Origin of the sequence: Thiohalocapsa sp. ML1, from assembly GCF_001469165.1 — a bacterium.
Lineage (GTDB): Bacteria > Pseudomonadota > Gammaproteobacteria > Chromatiales > Chromatiaceae > Thiohalocapsa.
This window is the reverse complement of record NZ_JABX01000034.1, coordinates 1-19,185: the sequence shown is the minus strand read 5'-3', so window position 1 is coordinate 19,185 and position 19,185 is coordinate 1. Positions and strand designations below refer to the sequence as shown.

The window sequence follows — 19,185 nt, the reverse complement described above, 5'->3', positions numbered from 1 at the left end:
GTGTCCCATAACGCTATTGCCTGGCGGTTCACCGACGGATACGGGCAGTTCGGGCGGCGGCTTGCCGGAAGTGTAGGCAAGGGCGTGAATGCCTGCATTGATGCAGCCCCGGCACATCGGGCTCCTGCGCCGGGCGGTGTCGTCCGCCCGCGCCGCCGGCTCATGGCTCCAGCCGGATCTCGGCGCCGCTGCCGCCGCTGCGCAGGCGCTCCACGTGGAAGCGGACCAGTCCATCGTGCGGGAAGCGTGCCGCACAATCCTCGAAGGCGGCGAGCGCCCGCGAACTCTGCTCCCCGACCAAGCCATAGGCGTGGTCGTAGGCCGCCGCGAGCCCGGAATCGATGTCCGCCTCCGTCAGCGGTGTGTAGGTCTCGATGGGCGTGCGTTTGCCCTTGAGCAGCAGGGCGCCGATGGGTCGCAGCGGCATCCGCGGACATTGCGCCACGGTGTCGGCGCTGACCGCGATGCGGGTGCCGAAGAACCGGTTCGCGGACTCCAGGCGCGCCGTCGTGTTGATGGGGTCGCCGAAGGCACGGTAGTCGAGCTGACTCTTGCCACCGAAGTTGCCAACAATGACCTCGCCCGTATGCACCCCGATGCGGGTATGGCCGAAGGCGACACCGTCGCGGCGCATTTGCTCGGCAAAGCCCGCGGCGAAGCGGTCGATGGCCAGTGCGCAGGCAAGCGCGCGCCGGGCGTGGTCGGGCTGCACGACCGGGGCCGAGAAATGCACCGACACGGCATCGCCGACGATGCGCTCCAGCGTCCCGTCATGCTCGAAGGCGATGCTGATGAGCCCCTCCAGATAGCGGTTCAGCAGGTCCACCAGCGCCTCGGGCGCGGAGCGCTCCACCAAGGGCGTGAAGCCCGCAAGATCCGTCATGACGAAGCTGCACTCCCGGCGCTCGCCGCGCAGACGCAGCTCCTCGGGGTGACGCATCAGGTGCCGCACGAGGTTCGGCGAAACGAAGCTCGAGAAGGCCCGCTGCACGAATCGTCGCTCACGCTCGCTGATCGCATAGCCGACCAGGGACAGCGTGGTGAACACGGCAACGATGGTTACGGCCGGCGTCAGCGCATCGAACAGCAGCAAATGCTGCCGGAACAGCCAAAAGCCGCCGGCCAGCACCGCCGCCACCAGCACCAGCCCCGCCAGCACCAGCCAGGCTCCGCGGATGCGCAGGGACAGCAGGATCAGCAGCAGCGAGCCCAGCGCGCCCGCCAGCGCCTCGGCACCGGGGGCCCAGCGCGGGCGCAGCGGATGGGCGCCCGCCAGCAACTGGCTCACCGCCTGGGCGTGAATCATCGCCGCACTCAGCCCTTCGCCCAGCGGCGATGTCACGGTGCTGCCGATACCGGGTGCCCGGACGCCGATCAGCACGATGCGCTGCGCTAGTAGACCCGCCGGCACCTCGCCCGCCAGCACCGCGGCGGCGCCGATCACCGGCAAGGCCGTCCGCGGCGCGAAGTGGAGCCAGATCTCGCCGTTGTCGTTCAGGGGGATGGATCGGCTGCCGATCCTGATGGACAGCGGCGTGTCCGCGCCCGGATCGGCGGCGACGCGGACCATGTACGAGCCCGCACCGGTAGCCACGCGCAGGATCTCGGCGGACAGCGACGGCAGCAGCGCGTCGCCCATCTGCACCAACAAAGGCACCCGGCGCAGGCGCCCGTCACGGTCCGGAAACACGTTCAGCGCCCCCAGACCGGCGGCAGGGACACGCGCTGCCGGCGGCAGCAGACTGGCGGGCAGGCGGCTTTGCAGCCGTGGCGCCGCCGCGCCGACCACGCTGAGTCCAACCGCCCGCGGCGGCGGCGTCGGGCTCCCGCCCTGGTCCGTCAGCGCGTAACCGACGACGGTGGGCAGCCCCATGATCGCCCGGGCCAGGGGATCGGGCGGCACCCCCGGCTGCGGGGCCTCGCCCCCGTGTAGGGCCTGCGCGCCCGGCTCGGGCGCAAGCGCCTGCGCCGGGATCATCGTCAGCGCCGCCGGGCCGGCGCCGGCGGCCGCGAGCCGCTCCAACAGCGCCGCCAAGGTCGCCGACGACCAGGGCCAGGGCCCATGCGCGCTCAGCGCCTGCTCGTCGATCTCAACCACGCTGACCGGGGCGCGCGGCGCTGCCGGGGATACCGCCATGTAGGCGTCGAACAGCAGGGTGCGCATGGTCGAGAAGACCTGCGGGCAGCAGATCTGGGCATAGACGGCCAGCGCGAGGAGCGCGGTCGCCAGCAGCGGCGCCAGCAATTTTCCGTGCATTGGCCCAATCATGCCCTCATGCGCGCGCGGTTGTTATGGCTTCATCCGCCGAGCGAGACCTGCGATGATCGACCCCAGCGGATGCTCGCGGCGCAGAGGCGTCACGTCATGCGCGGCTTTCGTGCCCATGGCCATCAGCTCCATCGGGGTCGGGCTGTACACCAGTGTCTCGCATCGAGGTATCCGCCAATGACAACGCACGCCCCCGCCATGGCGGCGGTATCGATGGTCCGATCGTTGTGCATGTGGTTGTGCATGTGGTTTTGCATCTGGTTGTGCGGCATCGCACAGGCACAGGAGACGGCACGTGCGGAGGTCGGCGCGGTCGAGCGTGTGCAGGCGCCGGCAAACGCGGTCTTCGAGGGTGACGCGCGCAGCCTGGAGCCCACCGCGCCAGTCTACTACCTGGACCTGTTGCGCACGGGCGAGGCCGCGCGGCTCCGCGTGGCGTTGGCGGACGCGTCCACCATCACCATGGGCGAAAAGGCCGAGCTGAGGGTGGACGAGCTCGTTTATGCCCCGGGGCGCGAGACCGAGGCCACGCTGAACCTCATCAAGGGCGCGCTGCTGTTCATCGGCGACAAGCTGCGCGCCAGTGAGCGTCGGCGCGTGCTGATCCGCACCCCCGTCGCCATCCTGGGTGTTCGCGGCACGCATGTCTGGTACGGCCCCATCGATGGGGCCATCGGCGTCTTGGTGGTGGAGGGCGAGGTGCTCGTCAGCAACCCCACGGGTCGGGTAACGCTGCGCGCAGGCGAAGGCACCACGATCCAGCCCAACGGCGCACTGTCGCCGGCCAAGACCTGGGGCGCCGGCAAGGTGGAGCGCGCGTTGGACATGGTGGCGTTCGACTGAATCAATCGGCGTCCGCGCGCTGGCGCAGCAGGATCTTGCGCCCTGCCCCGCCGGCGCAACAGCGCTCCCCGTAGGCTTGCCGGAACGCGGCCCGGGCGGCATCGCCGGTGCAGTGCGTCGGCACCAGATAGGCCAGGTCGCGGAGCACCAAGCCGTGCTCGGGCGGCTCGCACTCCTTCAGCGCAAGGTGCTGCTCGTCCCACTCGCGATTCTGCTCGTCCCACTTGTGCGCCTGCGCCTCGCGGTCGCGCGCAAGCTCGTTCAGCACACGGTCAAAGCAGTCGTCGGTCTCGGCGCGGCCCGCGTAGAAACCGCGCGTGAGTTCCAACACGTAGTCGCGCAGCGCCGGATCCTCGCGCAGCAGGCGGGGCAGCTCGCGCTTGATGGTCTCGATGGTGCTGTCCATGGTGGCTCGGTCCGGCGATGCCGGCACGGCAGTTGCGAAAAGCGCATCTTAGCCAGTCGCGGCGCGTGACGGAACGAAAAAGGTGCTCGGCGGCGTGTACTTCGGCTCGCCCGTCAGAAGAGGGCCTCGGCGCGGCGCGCCGACACCTAGACCCCGTTCCTGCGGGCGCTGCGAAAGCGACCGGAGTGCGGCCGGAGAGCCGAACTCCAGGTCGGGTCCGCTGAACGTCAGCGGCTGGTGTCGCTCGAAAAGACCCGACGCTCGCCACGCGGGCGCGGCCACAGCAGGATCTCTCGGCCGACGCCGCCCGCGACACAATGCGCGCCATAGGCCTGTTCGAACGCGGCCCGCGCCGGGTCGCCGGTGCAGTGGGTGGGCACGACGTAGGCCACGTCGAGGGCTTGCAGGGCTTGGATGCTGCGCTCGATCTCCGCAGCATCGGCGTACATGAGATGAAAGCCGCCGATAGCCCAGTCGATGGGCCGGCCAAGCAGCGCCGCGCCACGCTCCACGATGCGCGCCATACCGGGGTGGGCGCAGCCGCTGATGGCCGCGCTGACACCGCCCAAGTCCAGCACCAAGCCGTGCTCGGGCGGCTCGCTGTCGAGGGTGCCGGTGCTGAACAGCCCGGGCGCGAGCTGCTGCGGCTCCGCCCCCACCACCACGAGCTCCCGGCACTGCCCGCGCAAGTCCGCGATCAGGTGCTTCGAGAAGCCCTGGTGCAGCACCACGCTCAGGTCCGGGTTCTGCTCCAGCACGGAGTCGAGCCCGCCGATGTGGTCCCAGTGCGGATGCGACAGAAAGAGCGTGTCCACCGACGCGACCGGGCAGCCCAGCGCTGCCATGTTGCGCAGCAGCGCGCGGCCGTTGCTGCCGGTATCGAACAGGAGCCTGCGCCCGTCGGCTTCGATCAGGGCCGCGAAGCCCCACAGGCGCTCCAGACCTTCAACGCCGGGCACATTGTCGAACAGGATTATCAGGCGGGGTAGATTTGGCATCTGGGGAAAGGGCCGAGGGCCGAGGGCTAAGGAAGCCGACGCGAGATGGGTACATCAGCGCATCAAGACACGCTCTGGCCTCGGCCCTTGGCCCTAGTGCTTCGCTGCCAAAACCCCGAGACCGTGGTTTCATCGTTGTCGTTGTCGTTGTCGTTGTAGTTGTCGTTGTAGTAATCGAACGTGCGCGGTGTTGACGGGCGTTGACTGGAGTGTTGACCTCCAGGTCAACACGGCGACAGAGCGGGATGCAGGTTGTCGCGACTGCCGAGCCGACCGGGAGGTCGGCTCTCCGACCCGGCCCGGGCCGTTCTGGATCGGCTACCGACCCGCCCGCGACGACCCAAGACGTCTCAAGACTTCCGCGCCGCTGCACTAGGCCCTCGGCCCTCAAAAAGGCGGCTCTTCGCCGAACATCGGCGGCACGCCGTCCTGGCGATAGCCCTCGCCGTCGCCCGCGCCCTGCCCGGCTGGATCGACACGCCAGGCCTTGACGTCGGTGTACCAGCGACCGTTGAACTCGCGGCTTTCGAGGTCGAAGTGAACGGTGACGTCCTGCCCCTGCTGGATGCCGAATTGGTCGATCTTGTCGCCCCAGACCATGAAGCAGACCTGCTTCGGGTAATCCCCCGGGATCTCGATGACGTACTCCTGCTTGCGCCACTGGCCGCGGGCGGAGGTGCCGGACTTCTCCGGCAGGATTTGGATGATCTTGCCTGTCAGTTCCAAAGCGCTTGGCTCTCTTGATGAAGGATCTTGATGAAGGATCTTGATGAAGGATGCATGAAAAGGGCAGCACCGCGGCCGACGAACATGCACTGACCGCGCCTCACCCGGCGCCACATCGTACCGGACGGCGGGGAGGCCTGTCCCGACCGCCAGCCGATCCGCCTGCCCGCCGCGTGCGCAGCACGGCCCTGGCGCGTTGCCGAGGCCCGACACACGCGCCCGGGCTCGGCAACCGCGGCACACGGCCGATATACTCGTCGGCCTTGGGCCCCTTGGGCCCCTTGGGCCCCTTGGGCCCCTTGGGGCAGCGGGCATCTGTGCAACAGCTTCGGGTTGCACGCGCGCGCCGTGCCCGAAGGGCCAAGGGCCAAGGTCCGACGTTCAAAAGGGGGCCTTCGACGTCGCTCCCGCACCAACCACAGCATCATCAACGCCAACGCCAGCACCATGCGGATTCTGACCTATCGCGGACTCGACCCCGCGGCCATCCCCGGCATCGCCAAGCTCACCGACCGCCTCGCGGCGGAGGACTTCCGCTCCGCCGACGTGAAGAAGGTCGGCGACAACCTGTATCGCGCCCGCCTGGACCGCAGCAACCGGCTCCTGTTCTCGCTCTACCGCCACCAGGGCGAGCGCTGCGCCCTGCTGCTGGAGTACATCCCGAGCCACGCCTACGAGAAGTCCCGCTTCCTCGCCCGCGGCGTGCAGGTGGACGAGGAGCGCATCCCGGACGCGGCAGCGGACGCCGCCGACACCGCGCCGGAGCTGCCCTACCTCAACCCCGCCCTGCCCCGCTTTCACCTGCTGGACAAGGTGCTGTCCTTCGACGACGACCAGGAGCTGATCTATCGTCAGCAGCCGCCGCTGGTCATCATCGGCTCCGCCGGCAGCGGCAAGACGGCGCTGACGCTGGAAAAGATGAAGGACGCCCCCGGCGACGTGCTCTACGTCACCCGCTCGCCCTTCCTGGTGCAGAACGCGCGCGGGCTCTACTACGCCAACGGCTGGCAGCGGGAGGATCAGGACGTGAGCTTCCTGTCCTTTCGCGAGTACCTGGAGAGCGTCCAGGTGCCGCCGGGCAAGGAGATCACGCCGCGCGCCTTCGCCGCCTGGGCCGCGCGCCAGCGCTTGCCCAAGGCGCTGAAGGACAGCCATCAGTTGTTCGAGGAGTTTCAGGGCGCCATCACCGGCGCCGACCCGGCGCAGGCGTACCTGAGCCGCGAGGCCTATCTGGGCTTGGGCGTCAAGCAGTCCATCTACCCGCCGGAGACCCGCGCCGAGGTCTACGACCTGTTCGAGAAGTACCTGCGCTTTCTCGACGAGCAGGGCTGGTTCGACGCGAACCTGGTGAGCCACGCCTGGCTCGCGCGCGTTGCACCGCGCTACGACTGCGTGGTGGTGGACGAGGTGCAGGACCTGACCAACGTCCAGCTCCTGCTGATCTTGAGGGCGTTGCGCGACGGCAACAACTTCCTGCTCTGCGGCGACGCCAACCAGATCGTCCACCCCAATTTCTTCTCTTGGTCCAAGGTCAAGAGCCTGTTCTGGCAGCAGCAGACGGATGCCGCCGGCACCGGCACCGGCACCGGCGCGGACCTGATCCGCATCCTCAACGCCAACTTCCGCAACTCGCCGCAGGTGACCGAGATCGCCAATCGGCTCTTGCGCATCAAGCACGCCCGCTTCGGCTCCGTGGACCGCGAGAGCAATTACCTGGTGCGTAGCTGCGGCCCCGCTCGCGGCCGCGTCGGGCTGCTGCAAGACAGCGAGCGGGTCAAGCGCGACCTGGACCAGCGCACCGCCGCCTCCGCCCGCTTCGCCATCCTGGTGCTGCACCCGGAGCAGAAGGCGGAGGTGCGCCGGTTCTTCCGCACGCCGCTGGTGTTCTCGATCCACGAGGCCAAGGGCCTGGAGTACGAGAACGTGCTGTTGTACGGCTTCCTGTCGAGCGAGGAGAAGCGCTTTCGCGACATCGCCGGCGACCTGTCCGAGGCGGACCTGGCCGGCGATCTGCGCTACGCCCGCGCCCGCGACAAGGGCGACAAGTCGCTGGAGATCTACAAGTTCTACATCAATGCGCTGTACGTGGCCGTGACCCGGGCGGTGCGCAACCTCTACCTCATCGAGCCGCGCCCCGAGCAGCACCTGTTGTCCCTGCTCGGCCTCACCGAGGTGCACGAGGGCGTCGATGACGTCGAGACGCAGACCTCCAGCCTGGAGGAGTGGCGCCACGAGGCGCACCGCCTGGAGCTGCAGGGCAAGGAGGAGCAGGCCGCCGAGATCCGCGAGCAGATCTTGAAGCAACGCACCCCGCCCTGGACCGTGCTGCGCGGCGAGGCCCTGGAGGCCCTCAAGGACAAGGCCCTGGTCAAAGGCGAGAAGAAGGCCGGCATCGCGCTGATGGAGTACGCCCTGGTGCATCGAGACCAGCGCCTGCTGAACGCCCTGATCCAGGCCGGCGTCAAGGCCGCGAAGCAGCCGGACAAGGCCCTGCCGACGCTGGAGAAGAAGCACTACCTGCCGTACATGCTGAAGCACTCCGGCGCCGTGCTGCGCGAGGTGGACCAGTACGGCGTGGACTTCCGCAACGTCTTCGCCCAGACCCCGCTGATGGTCGCGAGCCGCATGGGCAACGCCGAGCTGATCGAGGCCCTGCTCGACCGCGACGCCGACACCGGGCTGGTGGATGCGAACGGGCTGAACGCCTTTCAGATCGCGCTCGAGCGCGCCTGCGCCGACGAGCGCTTTGCGCGCAAGCGCCTGCCGGCGGTGTACGAGCGCCTGGCGCCGCCGAGCCTGGACATCCAGGTGGATGGCCGCCTGGTGAAGCTCGACCAGCGGCTGATGGAATACCTGATGCTGTGCCTCAGCATGGTGCTGTTCTACCTGGCCCTTGGCGAAAACTACGCCACCGGCCGCCAGCTCATGTCCGCCGCCGACATCGAGCACATCCTGACGCACTTCCCGGAGTCCATCGTGCCCGCCCGGCGCAAGAAGCGGCAATACATCTCCTCCATCCTGGCCAAGAACGAGATCGACCGCGACGACCCTTACAACCGCAAGCTCTTCCTGCGCTGGCGCCGCGGCGAGTACACCATCAACCCGCGCCTGGCGCTGCGCGTCGAGGGCGAGTGGCGGCGCATCTACGACGTGCTCTCACCCGAGCGACTGGGCGCCCAACTGCGTAACCCGCTGCACTGGGGCGAGCACTTCTACGACCCCAACGCCAGCGCCGAGCAGGCATTGGACGGCCTGCGCCGACACCTCAAGGACCTGAGCGACGGGCGCACGCTGGCGGAGATCTTTCCGGTCCGCCGCTGATCCGGGGCCCCGGCGCGGCCTGAGCGGAGCCGCAGGCAGCCCGGCCGCCCGGCTCCAGCGGTCAGTCCAGAAAGCGCAACACCGGCGCAAGAAACGCAGCGGGGTCCTGCACATGCAGCGCGTGCGCCTGGCCCGGCTGGATCACCGCCTCGGCATTCGGCAGGGCGAGCAGATCCGCCAGCACGTCCGCGGGCGGAAAGATCAGATCCCGCTCGCCGCCGAGCACCAGCGTCGGCGCTCGCAGATCGGCGAGCCCGGCGCGGCGGTCGAAGCCACGCATCGCCGCCACCTGGCCACGGAAACCCGCCGGCGACTGCGGATACGGGTAGTCGATGGCGAGGCGCAGCGCCTCTGCAACCACCTCCGGCTGCGCGAAGAACCCCGGCGTGAAGATCCAGTAGAAAAAATTCCGGAACCACAGCGCGGGCTCCATGCCGGCATCCAGCGTGGTGGCCCAGTCGGCGAACAGCGCATCGTTGCGGGCGCTGCTGCTCGCCGCCGTATTCGCCAGCACCAGCCGGCGGATGCGCTGCGGATGCTCAAGCGCAAGCGCCAGGGCGATGAAGCCGCCCATTGAATGCCCGAGCAGATCGAATTGCTCCAGCCCCAGATGATCCGCGAGCGCGACGCAGTCGCCGGCCATGACATCGATGCTGCTCGGTGCATCCTGTGGCGTCGTGCGCCCGCAGCCACGGTTGTCGAACAGCACCAGGCGCCGATGCTCACTCAGCGGCTTCATCACCGTCGCCCAGGACTGCGAATCGCTCGCGAGCCCCGCGACGGCCACGAGCGGAGCGCGCTCCTCGGCACCCCGCGCGGGGCCATGCAGCTCGTAGTAGAGGTCGATGCCGTTGATGTGGGTGACTGGCACGGTGGTTGCTCCGGGCTGGGGAATAAGATGGTGTCGATCCTGAGGCCGACCAGCGGGAACGGCCTGGCTCCCACGCTCGACCGGCGTGGGAGTAACAGCAATCTAGGCCCTCCCGCCGCCTCAGTCCCCCGGCAGCCAGTCGTCATCGAGGATCTGCGTCAGGTCGTAAGGGCAGGCCCCGGGGAAGAGCTCTGCATCGAGGTCGGTCTCGATGACCGCGTCCCGCACCGCCTTGCGATAGACCTTGTCGAGGTTGGCCGAATCCAGCAGCCGACGCAGGCTCGGCGACTGTTCGAGCAGCCGCTCAATGCTTGTGCGCTGATGGTTGATGGTCAAACGCCAGCTCTTGCCGCGTCGCTCCGGCTGATGCTGATGTTTCAGCAGATGCAGCAGCAAGACTTGCAGACGATTCAGCAACTCGCGCCGCTCGCTCGCCCCCATCAGCTCCAGCTCCTCGGCGAGGTGCTCGACATCCAGCTCATCGAGCCGCCCCTCACGCAGCAGCTCCGCGTTGCGCAGCGCCCAGGCGTGAAAATCGGCGTCGTAGGTGGTGGCTTCGGTCATTGTTTCATCGCTTCCGGTCGCGGTGGGCGGCTCGGCGACAGGCTCTCTTTGCGTCCGTCGCCGATGCGTTAGGGCCAAGCGGTTTGGTGCTGTCAAGGACTCTAGCGAGGACGAGCCTCAGACCGACCAGGGCACGGAGCGCCGCAGGTGAACCAAGGGCCAAGGGCCGAGGGCCAAGGGCCGAGGCGGGCTCCCTTAGCCCTCGGCCCTTTTGCCCGCAGCCGCCGTGTCGTCGTGAAACATGACTCATCTGCCAACATTCGGCGCCGTCAAGCAATCTAGCGAGGCAGAGCCTCAGACCGACCAGGGCACGGCGCCTCTGACCAAGGGCCAAGGGCCAAGGCGGGCTCCCTTGGCCCTCGGCCCTCGGCCCTTTCGCCCGCAGCCGCCGTGTCGTCGCGAAACTTGACTCATCTGCCAACATTCGGCGCCGTCAAGCAATCTAGTCCACTAGCTCCGCCTCCACCACGCTGCCGAACACGAGCTTGCCGTCCACGGCATCCACCTGCACGGTGTCGCCGGGCTTGAAGTGCCCGGACAGGATCTCCTGCGCGAGCGGGTTCTCCAATTGCGCGCGAATCGCGCGCTTGAGCGGCCGGGCACCGTAGACCGGGTCGAAGCCCGCCTCGCCGAGCAGGTCGAGCGCGGCGTCGCTGAGGTCGAGCCCCATGTCGCGGTCCACCAGCCGCTGCTTGAGGTAGCCGATCTGAATGCGCGCGATGGCGCGGATCTGCACCTCGTCGAGCGGGTGGAACACCACGATCTCATCCAGCCGATTGATGAACTCGGGCCGGAAGGCCATGCGTACGATCTCCATGACCGCGTCCTTCATGTCGGCATAGTTCGCCTCGCCGGCTTTCTGCTGGATGATGTCGCTGCCCAGGTTGCTGGTCATGACGATGACGGTGTTGCGGAAGTCCACCGTGCGGCCCTGCCCGTCCGTGAGCCGGCCGTCGTCGAGCACCTGCAGCAGCACGTTGAATACATCCGGGTGGGCCTTCTCGACCTCGTCCATCAGGATCACCGAATAGGGCCGGCGCCGAATGGCCTCGGTAATGTAACCGCCCTCCTCGTAGCCCACGTAGCCGGGCGGTGCGCCGATGAGCCGCGCCACCGAGTGCTTCTCCATGAACTCCGACATGTCGATGCGGACCATCGCCTCTTCGGTGTCGAACATGAACTCGGCCAAGGCCTTGCACAGCTCCGTCTTGCCGACGCCGGTAGGGCCCAAGAACAGGAACGAGCCGATGGGCCGATTCGGGTCCGACAGCCCGGCGCGGGAGCGGCGAATGGCATCGGACACGGCACGCACCGCCTCGTGCTGGCCCACCACGCGCTGCTCGATGCCCTGTTCCATTTGCAACAGCTTCTCGCGCTCGCCTTCGAGCATCTTGGACACCGGAATGCCGGTCCACTTGGAGACGATCTGCGCGACCTCTTCTTCCGTGACCTTGTTGCGCAGCAGCCGGGTCTCGTTGTGCTCGGCCTCGGTGGCCGCGCCGAGCCGCTTTTCCAGCTCCGGGATGCGGCCGTATTGCAGCTCGGACATGCGCGCAAGGTCGCCGGCGCGGCGCGCGGTTTCCATCTCGACGCGGGCGGTCTCCAGCTCCTCCTTGATGTGGGCGGTGCCCTGCACGGCGGCCTTCTCGGACTTCCAGATCTCGTCTAGGTCCGAGAATTCACGCTCCAGCGCGTTGATCTGCGTTTCGAGATCGGCGAGGCGCTTTTTGGAGGCCTCGTCGGACTCCTTCTTCAGCGCCTCGCGCTCGATCTTGAGCTGAATGAGCCGGCGGTCGAGCTTGTCCATCTCCTCCGGCATGGAGTCGATCTCCATGCGGATCTGGGAGCCGGCCTCGTCGATGAGATCAATCGCCTTGTCCGGCAATTGGCGGTCGGTGATGTAGCGGTGGCTCAAGGTCGCCGCGGCGACGATGGCCGGGTCCGTGATCTCCACCGCGTGGTGGACCTCGTAGCGCTCCTTCAACCCGCGCAGGATGGCGATGGTGTCCTCGACATTGGGCTCTTCCACCAGCACCTTCTGGAAGCGCCGCTCCAGCGCCGCGTCCTTTTCGACGTACTTGCGGTACTCGTCCAGCGTGGTGGCGCCGATGCAGTGCAGCTCGCCGCGGGCGAGCGCGGGTTTCAGCATATTGCCGGCGTCCATGGCGCCCTCGGCCTTGCCAGCACCGACCATGGTGTGCAGCTCGTCGATGAACAGGATGACATTGCCCTCCTGCTTGGCGACGTCGTTCAGCACGGCCTTGAGGCGCTCCTCGAACTCACCGCGGAACTTGGCGCCGGCAATGAGCGCGGCCATGTCGAGGCTCAGCAGGCGCTTGGACTTGAGCCCTTCGGGCACCTCGCCGTTGACGATGCGCTGGGCCAGGCCTTCGACGATGGCGGTCTTGCCGACGCCGGGCTCGCCGATCAGCACCGGGTTGTTCTTGGTGCGCCGCGCGAGCACCTGAATGGTGCGGCGGATCTCGTCATCGCGGCCGATCACCGGGTCGAGCTTGCCCTGCTCGGCGCGCTCGGTCAGGTCGATGCTGTACTTCTCCAGCGCCTGGCGCTGCTCCTCGGCGTTCGGGTCGTTGACGGACTCGCCGCCGCGCACGTTCTCGATGGCCTTCTCGATGGCGCCCTTGCTGGCGCCGGCTTGGCGCAGCAGGTTGCCGAGCTCGCCCTTGTCCTCCAGCGCCGCGAGCACGAACAGCTCCGAGGAGATGTAGGCATCGCTGCGCGCCTGCGCCAGCTTGTCGGTGAGGTTCAAGAGCTTAGCCAAAGCGTTGGACACGCTCACGTCGCCGCCGGTGCCGGACACCTTGGGCAGGCGCTCCAGCGCCTCGCCGAGGCCGGAACGCAGGCGGTTGACATTGACATCGGCTTGGGCCAGCAGGTGGCGCACGGTGCCGCCGTCCTGGTCGAGCAGCGCCACCATCAGGTGCACCGGCTCGATGAACTGGTTGTCGCGGCCGAGCGCGAGCGACTGCGCGTCCGCCAGGGCCATCTGGAACTTGCTGGTAAGTTTGTCCATGCGCATGGACTTAGACCTCCGGGGGGTCAAATCCGGTGATTCTTAGGGTTATTGCCGAATTGCGGTAGCGAGCCCCCGAATTCAAGCACTCTCGGGGGGAGAGTGCCAGCGTGCGCCGGGCGTCCGCCCAAGCTGCTCGGCGTGCGTGCGCCCCGATCCGCGGGCTGCCATGGCTCAGGCGAATCAGTCCTGGTCAGGGTCCACGCCGAGCGCCCGCAGCCTTGCTGCCAAGGCCTCGGCGCGTTGACGCTCGACTTCGGCCTGCCGCGCCTCGGCCCCGGCGCGCTTTGCCTCGGCGTCCGCACGCTTCGCCTCGGCCTCGGCGCGCGCGCGCTCCCGCTGCCACCCGGGGAACGCGAAGTCGGCATAGACGGGGTCACCGATGAGCGCGGCATCCCCCGGCCGGCGCAGCAGATCCGCCACGCGGAAGCGAAAGCCCGGCAGCACCGCGGAGGCGATCACGCCGTCCACCTCCGGCAGCGGCCGGTAGAGCCCGGACGCGGCATCGCGGCGGTAGAAGGCGCGCAGCCCCGGATCCGCATGCAGGATGTAGTACTCGGGCACGCCGCCGGTGGCGTATTCGCCCTTCTTCTGCTTGGCGTCGCGGTCGATATCGGCCTGCTTGCGATCCGACAAGGCCTCGATGCAAAGGTCGTAGACGCCGCGGTAGGAATTGTCTTCGAGTCGCAGCGGCTGCACGTTGTCATGGTGCACCACGGCCATGTCGGGCCGGCGGATGACGGTGCCCGCGGGCAATGGCAGACGAAAGCCCATGTCCAGCCCGGTGAGATCGGCGATGGGACGACTGGCCAGAAAGGTCCGCAGCAGCGACAACAGCCAGGCGTAGATCAGAAAGGTCTCCTGATTCGACACCGGCTTTACCTCCAGCACGCCGTTGTTCCATTCGTAGCAGATGTCCGACTGGCCGTAGTAGTCGCGCCAGTAGACCTCCTCCGAGACGCGGCGGCCGGCCTCGCAGGGCGGCTCCGACACGGGTGCGCGCCGCGGCGGCCGGGCGGTCGAGGCGGGGACGAGGGTGTGGTCGGACATCGTGATCTCCGGGCGCGTCGCGCTGCCGGGTCGGCGTTGTCTGAGGATAGCACGCAGGGTCGGACCAGCCAGCGGACCACGTCGTGACGCTCGTTGTCGGCGGGCGACGGCACAGCGGGTCCTGGTCGAGCACTTCGTCTATCTAGCCGAAACCCCGGGTACGGACACGGCAGAGCGATTTCCGGAAAGCACCCGGTCCAGCTTCGAGGTCTTGGCCGAGCAGCCGGCACATGCCGGGATACCCTCCTTCATGGCGTCGGGACCTCCTTGACCCGGGAGCGCGAGGCGGCGGGGTGACGGCGATGGGATGCGATGGTGGACATGGCGATCCGGACGAAGGACCGGCCCGGCGTCCCGTTCCCGTCGGGCCGCTCACTCAGGTCAAGGCCTTCCGCAGAAGGCCCGGCTGCTGCAGGTGAAGGTTGGCGAAGCCGATGCGCAGCTCGCCGGACCCGTCGGGGTTCCGGGCATGGATGCTCATAGGGAAGCCGAGCCTCTACTGGACTCAAGTGACCCGCACCGAGGCCACGGCGGCGCCCGCGCCTAGTCCGGCCCGGGCACATCCTTGCACTCGCGGAAGATGCGCTTGTCGCAGGTCGCGCAGATGGACTTGTCGAGCTTCTGGAAGATGCCGTGGATCGCGGCCTCCTTGGATTGGAACAGATCGCGGGCGCCCTGCGCATCCAGGCAGCCGCAACGCTCCAGCGCCTCCCACAGGCCTTGCTTGACGTTGATGAGGTACAGCCCGCCGCCCGCCGCGCGCCGTCGCCGGGCCTCCGCGGCAAGGGTCTCGCCGCCCTGAAGATCCACGAAGTTGATGCCCTCGGCGATGATGGCGAGGTGCTTCTGGCCGGGGTTCGTGTCCCGCAGACGCCCGAGCCAGACCTCCAGATGCGCCACGGCGCCGAAGAAGAGCGAGCCGTCGATGCGCAGAAACCGAAGCTGCGGGCACTGCGGCACGTTCGGGTCGCTGGAGAAGGCGCGTTTCGGGGCACGCGGATCGGGTGACAGCGTCACCAACCGCGGCTTGGACGTCCGTTCCAGGTACAGCACCAAAGACAGCAGTACGCCCGCGAAGATCGCAAATTCCAGATCCAGGAACAGCGCGGAGAAGAAGGTCACCGCGAGCACCCCGGTCTCGCGCCGCGAGGCATGGATAATGTGGCGGATCTCCTTGCGATCGATGAGCCCCCAGGCCACCAGGAACAGCACGGCCGCCATCGTCGCCTTGGGGAGGTAGCTCGCGTAGGGCGCCACGAACAGCACCAGGAGCATCAGCATCAGGCCCGCGAAAATGGCTGCGAGCGGCGTGCGTGCGCCGGCGTCGTAGTTGACCGCACTGCGGTTAAAGGAGCCCGTGGCGACATAGCCGGAGAAGAAGGCGCCGGCGATGTTCGAAAGCCCCTGGCCGATGAACTCCTGGTTGCCGTTGATGCGGTAGCCGCCGCGCGCACCCAGCGCGCGGCCGATGGACACCGCCTCCGTCAGCGCGAACAGCGTCACCGCCAGCGCCGCCGGCGCCAGCGCCCGGATGTGCTCCAGCGTCAGCGATGGTGCCGACAGCGGCGGCAGGCTCGCCGGCAGCGCGCCAACGGTCGCGATCTGCGTGACCTCGGGGCCGAGCAGTTGGTCCAGCCCCAGCGCCGTGAGCCCGCCGGCCAGCATCGCCGCCAGCATGTACGGGATCACCGGCAGGAAGCGCCGTACCAGGATGCCGACCACGAGCGTCGCCACCGCCACCGCCGTCGCGTAGGGATTGATCTCCGCGGCCTGGCCGGCAAAGCCGATCAGGATGTCGTGCACATGGCCGCCGCTGTCCAAGGGCACGCCGAAGAAGTGCTGGAGCTGTTTCACCGCAATCAGCACCGCGGCGCCGGCCGTGAAGCCCACCACCACCGAGTGCGAGATGAAATTCACCAGCGTCCCCAGGCGCGCCAGCCCGAGCGCGAGCTCCAGCACGCCCACCATGAAGGTGAGCGTCAGCGCCAGCGTCACGTAGTCCGGTGTGCCCGGCACCGCGAGCAGCGACAGCGATGAGAACAGCACCACCGAGGCCGCCGTCGTCGGCCCGGACACCAAGTGCCGCGAAGACCCGAACAGCGCGGCGATGATGGCCGGAATCATGCCCGCATAGAGCCCGTACTGCGGCGGCATGCCGGCGATGGTCGCGAAGGCCACGCCCTGCGGCAGCACGACGATGGCCCCGGTCAGCGCCGCGAGCAGATCGGCCCGGAGGTCAGTGCGGGTGACCCGCGGCAGCCAGGCCGCGAACGGGTAGAGCAAAGAGAACGAATAACGGGACAACGAGGACACCTGCTTAGATTGCTTGACGGCGCCAAACGCTTGCAGATGAGTCAAGTTTCATGGCGACAAGGGGCTTGCGGGCAATAGGGCCGAGGGAGCCCTCCTCGGCCCTTGGCCCTCGGTCCTTCCCAAAAAACTGCCGAGCGCCACGCTCAGCGCAACTGCGGCAGCCCCTGCCAGGCGCCGATATCCCATCCGCTCGCGACAAAGCCGCGGGCGAGCCCGGCGCCGAAGCGCTCGGTCAAGCGCTCCAGCAGGTCGCGCTTGGTGCTGTACGCGACGATGTCCTCGGCACCGACGATCTCGCGGGCGACGTAGCTTGCGCTGCCGATGCCGTCGCTCAAGCCCAAGCCCAGGCTCTCCTGCCCGGTCCAGAACAGGCCGGAGAAGAGCTCGTCGCCGCCGTTCAGCCGATCGCCGCGGCCGGTCTTCACCGCGTCGATGAACTGCGCGTGCATGTTGTCGAGCAGGCCTTGCAGGAACTCGCGGTCCTGCTCTGCCAGCGGCGAGAAGGGGTCCAGCATGCCCTTGCGCTCGCCGGCGGTGAGCAGGCGCCGCTGGATGCCGAGCTCCTCCATGGCGCGCTGGAAGCCGAAGCTGTCGAGCCGCACGCCGATGGAACCCACCAGCGTCGCCTCGTCGACGTAGATCTCGTCGGCGGCGGCGGCGATGTAGTAGGCGCCGGAGGCCATGGTGTCCACGCCGACGGCGTAGACCTTCTTGTCCGGGTGCTTCTCGCGCAGCCGGCGGATCTCCTTGAACACGTAGCCGGACTGCACCGGGCTGCCGCCGGGGCTGTTGATGCGCAGGATGACGGCCTTGGCGCGATCGGCCTCGAAGGCCTTGCGCAGCGCCGTGATGATGCGGTCCGCGCTGGCCTCGCCGTCCGCGGCGATGGCGCCCTTCACGTCCACCAGCGCCGTGTGCTTGGCGGCGGCGGTTAGGGATTCGCCTAGGCCGTTGGCGTAGTAGGCGGCGACGATGAGCAGCAGGTAAGCAAGGATGCCGAAGCGAAAGATCGTGCCCCAGCGGCGCGAGCGGCGCTGCTCGCGCAGAAACTCCGCCGCCATGCGGTTGATCAGCGCCCGCTCCCAGTCGGGGTCCCCGGGCGCGGGCATATGCTCGTCGCGGGCGGGGTCGCGGGGCTTCCAGAACTTGAGGGAGTCGAGATTCATGGTGTCTTAAGTGCTAGTGGGCGTTTGGTCCGATGTGGCAATACCGCGGGCGCGGTCCGCGAGCCAGCCGGGCAAGGCGTCGATGGCGGAGAGGCAACCGAGCGGCTCCAGCGCGAGCAGCCGTTCCGCCGCGTGCACGCCGTAGCAGACCGCGAGCGCATCGACGCCCGCGTTCTTTGCTGTCAGCAGGTCGTATTCGGTGTCGCCGATCATGAGCGCGCCGCGGGCGTGCACGCCGAGCTCCTCCAGCAGTTCCAGGAGCATCTGCGGATGCGGCTTCGAGAAGGTCTCGTCCGCCGAGCGCGTGGCATGGAAGTGCGGGCCCAAGCCCGTCTGCGCCAGCGCCTGATCGAGCCCGCGACGGCTCTTGCCCGTGGCCACGGCGAGCAGATAGCCCGCCTCGCGCAGCCCGCCGATCACATCCGCCGCGCCAGGAAAGAGCGGCGTCGGCGTGTCGTCGATCTCCAGGTAATGGGCGCGGTAATGGACGATGATCTCGGCTCGGGTCGGCTCGTCGAGGTCCGGCGCGAGCTGTGCCACCGCGTGCGACAGGCCGAGGCCAATGACATCGCGCGCCGCCGCCGGCGGCGGCGTGGGCAGGCCAAGCTCCCGAAAGGCCGCCTGCATGCTCGCGACGATGCGCGCCGCCGAGTCCATCAGCGTCCCGTCCCAATCGAAGATCAACAGCTCATAGCGCACCGGCGTGCTCCTCGCAGGTCTATTCACAGCCTCTCGGCCCGTTGGATGACAGCGGCCAGCGCCGGCGGCAGCGGCGCGCTGACGGTGATGGGTGGCGCATCCTCGCGCGGGCGAAAGGTCAGTGCCGCCGCGTGCAGAAAGAGCCGCTTCAGACCAAGCGCCCGGCACGGCTCGCGGTCCTCCGGGCGGCCGTACTTGGTGTCGCCCGCCACCGGCGCGCCGATACTCGCGGCATGCACGCGGATCTGATGCGTGCGACCGGTGTGCAGCTCCACGTCCACGAGCGTGGCGCCGCCATAGGCCGCGACGCGCCGGAACACCGTCAGCGCGGACTTGCCCTCGGCATGGTCCACGCGCACCACGCGCTCGCCGCCTTGGAGCTGGTTCTTCGCAAGCGGCAACTCGACCCGCTGCACGCGCGTGGCCAGCGGCCCGAGCAGCAGTGCCTGGTAGCGCTTCTGCACCGCGTCTTCGCGCAATTGGGCATGCAGGAACCGCAGCGCGCTGCGGCGCTTGGCGATCATCAGGCAGCCGGAGGTGTCGCGGTCCAGCCGATGTACCAGCTCCAGCTCCTCGCCCGGGCGCAGCGCCCGCAGCGTCTCGATGACGCCGTGCGCGATGCCGCTGCCGCCGTGCGCGGCGACGCCGGCGGGCTTGTCGAGCACCAGCACGCGGTCGTCCTCGTATAGGATGCAGTCGGCCAGCGCCGCGGTGAGCCCCGCGGACGGCGCGCCCTTGTCTTCCGCCATTGCCTGGCGCACCGGCGGGATGCGCACGTCATCGCCGGTCGCAAGCCGATGGTGCGGCTTCACCCGCCCCTTGTTGACACGCACCTCGCCGCGGCGCAGCAGCCTGTAGACCAGGCTCCGCGGCACGCCTTTCAGCTCCGCGAGCAGGAAATTGTCCACGCGCTGGCCTGCCGCCT

Annotated in this window: 14 protein-coding genes; 2 read left to right on the top strand and 12 right to left on the bottom strand. The window is 68.4% G+C overall.

Annotated elements, in window-relative coordinates:
- Positions 1 to 160: 160 nt before the first annotated feature.
- Entirely contained in the window at positions 161 to 2,257 is a 2,097-nt protein-coding gene (locus ML01_RS19015; protein ID WP_058556975.1) for a CHASE2 domain-containing protein, read from the bottom strand.
- Between the two features lie 189 nt (positions 2,258 to 2,446).
- On the opposite strand from ML01_RS19015, the gene ML01_RS19010 reads away from it, so the two are divergent.
- Positions 2,447 to 3,112, top strand: a complete 666-nt coding sequence (locus tag ML01_RS19010; protein WP_162268062.1) for a FecR domain-containing protein — start codon at positions 2,447 to 2,449, stop codon at positions 3,110 to 3,112.
- Between the two features lies 1 nt (position 3,113).
- Here ML01_RS19010 and ML01_RS30295 read toward each other — a convergent pair whose 3' ends face one another.
- The 3 genes from ML01_RS30295 to ML01_RS18995 all read right to left on the bottom strand — a co-directional run bounded on the left by ML01_RS30295 (position 3,114) and on the right by ML01_RS18995 (position 5,242).
- Complete coding sequence (locus ML01_RS30295) at positions 3,114 to 3,518, bottom strand: hypothetical protein (protein ID WP_058556973.1); 405 nt, start codon at positions 3,516 to 3,518, stop codon at positions 3,114 to 3,116.
- Positions 3,519 to 3,745: 227 nt separating this feature from the next.
- Positions 3,746 to 4,516 carry an MBL fold metallo-hydrolase gene (locus ML01_RS19000; RefSeq protein WP_058556972.1) on the bottom strand — a complete coding sequence of 257 codons (771 nt, stop codon included), beginning with the start codon at positions 4,514 to 4,516 and terminating at the stop codon, positions 3,746 to 3,748.
- A 387-nt stretch (positions 4,517 to 4,903) separates the two neighbouring features.
- Positions 4,904 to 5,242, bottom strand: coding sequence for a DUF3127 domain-containing protein (locus tag ML01_RS18995; protein ID WP_058556971.1), 339 nt, complete (start codon positions 5,240 to 5,242; stop codon positions 4,904 to 4,906).
- 447 nt (positions 5,243 to 5,689) lie between these two features.
- Here ML01_RS18995 and ML01_RS18990 point away from each other — a divergent pair, with 447 nt between their 5' ends.
- Positions 5,690 to 8,563, top strand: a complete 2,874-nt coding sequence (locus tag ML01_RS18990) for a UvrD-helicase domain-containing protein (RefSeq protein WP_058556970.1) — start codon at positions 5,690 to 5,692, stop codon at positions 8,561 to 8,563.
- A 61-nt stretch (positions 8,564 to 8,624) separates the two neighbouring features.
- Here the strand turns inward: ML01_RS18990 and ML01_RS18985 are convergent, their stop codons facing one another.
- The 8 genes from ML01_RS18985 to ML01_RS18950 all read right to left on the bottom strand — a co-directional run.
- Positions 8,625 to 9,434, bottom strand: a complete 810-nt coding sequence (locus tag ML01_RS18985; protein WP_058556969.1) for an alpha/beta fold hydrolase — start codon at positions 9,432 to 9,434, stop codon at positions 8,625 to 8,627.
- A gap of 120 nt (positions 9,435 to 9,554) precedes the next feature.
- Positions 9,555 to 9,998, bottom strand: a complete 444-nt coding sequence (locus tag ML01_RS18980; protein WP_058556968.1) for a DUF29 domain-containing protein — start codon at positions 9,996 to 9,998, stop codon at positions 9,555 to 9,557.
- A gap of 442 nt (positions 9,999 to 10,440) precedes the next feature.
- Positions 10,441 to 13,038 (bottom strand): ATP-dependent chaperone ClpB, encoded by a 2,598-nt coding sequence (gene clpB, locus ML01_RS18975; protein WP_058556967.1) that lies wholly within the window; start codon positions 13,036 to 13,038, stop codon positions 10,441 to 10,443.
- 177 nt (positions 13,039 to 13,215) lie between these two features.
- Positions 13,216 to 14,082 carry a Uma2 family endonuclease gene (locus tag ML01_RS18970; RefSeq protein WP_058556966.1) on the bottom strand — a complete coding sequence of 289 codons (867 nt, stop codon included), beginning with the start codon at positions 14,080 to 14,082 and terminating at the stop codon, positions 13,216 to 13,218.
- A 543-nt stretch (positions 14,083 to 14,625) separates the two neighbouring features.
- Entirely contained in the window at positions 14,626 to 16,395 is a 1,770-nt protein-coding gene (locus ML01_RS18965; RefSeq protein WP_058557008.1) for a SulP family inorganic anion transporter, read from the bottom strand.
- Positions 16,396 to 16,538: 143 nt separating this feature from the next.
- A complete protein-coding gene (locus tag ML01_RS18960) occupies positions 16,539 to 17,561 on the bottom strand; it encodes a S49 family peptidase (RefSeq protein ID WP_156427848.1) in 1,023 nt (340 codons plus the stop codon).
- A gap of 6 nt (positions 17,562 to 17,567) precedes the next feature.
- Positions 17,568 to 18,260 carry an HAD-IA family hydrolase gene (locus ML01_RS18955; RefSeq protein WP_058556965.1) on the bottom strand — a complete coding sequence of 231 codons (693 nt, stop codon included), beginning with the start codon at positions 18,258 to 18,260 and terminating at the stop codon, positions 17,568 to 17,570.
- Between the two features lie 23 nt (positions 18,261 to 18,283).
- Positions 18,284 to 19,185 (bottom strand): RluA family pseudouridine synthase (locus tag ML01_RS18950; RefSeq protein WP_058556964.1); only part of this gene is annotated, 902 nt, incomplete at its 5' end.

Excerpts from the sequence above, each read along its gene's own strand:
- ML01_RS30295 (WP_058556973.1), bottom strand. The coding sequence starts at position 3,518 with ATGGACAGCACCATCGAGACCATCAAGCGCGAGCTGCCCCGCCTGCTG.
- ML01_RS18970 (WP_058556966.1), bottom strand. The coding sequence starts at position 14,082 with ATGTCCGACCACACCCTCGTCCCCGCCTCGACCGCCCGGCCGCCGCGG.
- ML01_RS19000 (WP_058556972.1), bottom strand. The coding sequence starts at position 4,516 with ATGCCAAATCTACCCCGCCTGATAATCCTGTTCGACAATGTGCCCGGC.
- ML01_RS18990 (WP_058556970.1), top strand. The coding sequence starts at position 5,690 with ATGCGGATTCTGACCTATCGCGGACTCGACCCCGCGGCCATCCCCGGC.
- clpB (WP_058556967.1), bottom strand. The coding sequence starts at position 13,038 with ATGCGCATGGACAAACTTACCAGCAAGTTCCAGATGGCCCTGGCGGAC.
- ML01_RS19010 (WP_162268062.1), top strand. The coding sequence starts at position 2,447 with ATGACAACGCACGCCCCCGCCATGGCGGCGGTATCGATGGTCCGATCG.
- ML01_RS18960 (WP_156427848.1), bottom strand. The coding sequence starts at position 17,561 with ATGAATCTCGACTCCCTCAAGTTCTGGAAGCCCCGCGACCCCGCCCGC.
- ML01_RS19015 (WP_058556975.1), bottom strand. The coding sequence starts at position 2,257 with ATGCACGGAAAATTGCTGGCGCCGCTGCTGGCGACCGCGCTCCTCGCG.
- ML01_RS18980 (WP_058556968.1), bottom strand. The coding sequence starts at position 9,998 with ATGACCGAAGCCACCACCTACGACGCCGATTTTCACGCCTGGGCGCTG.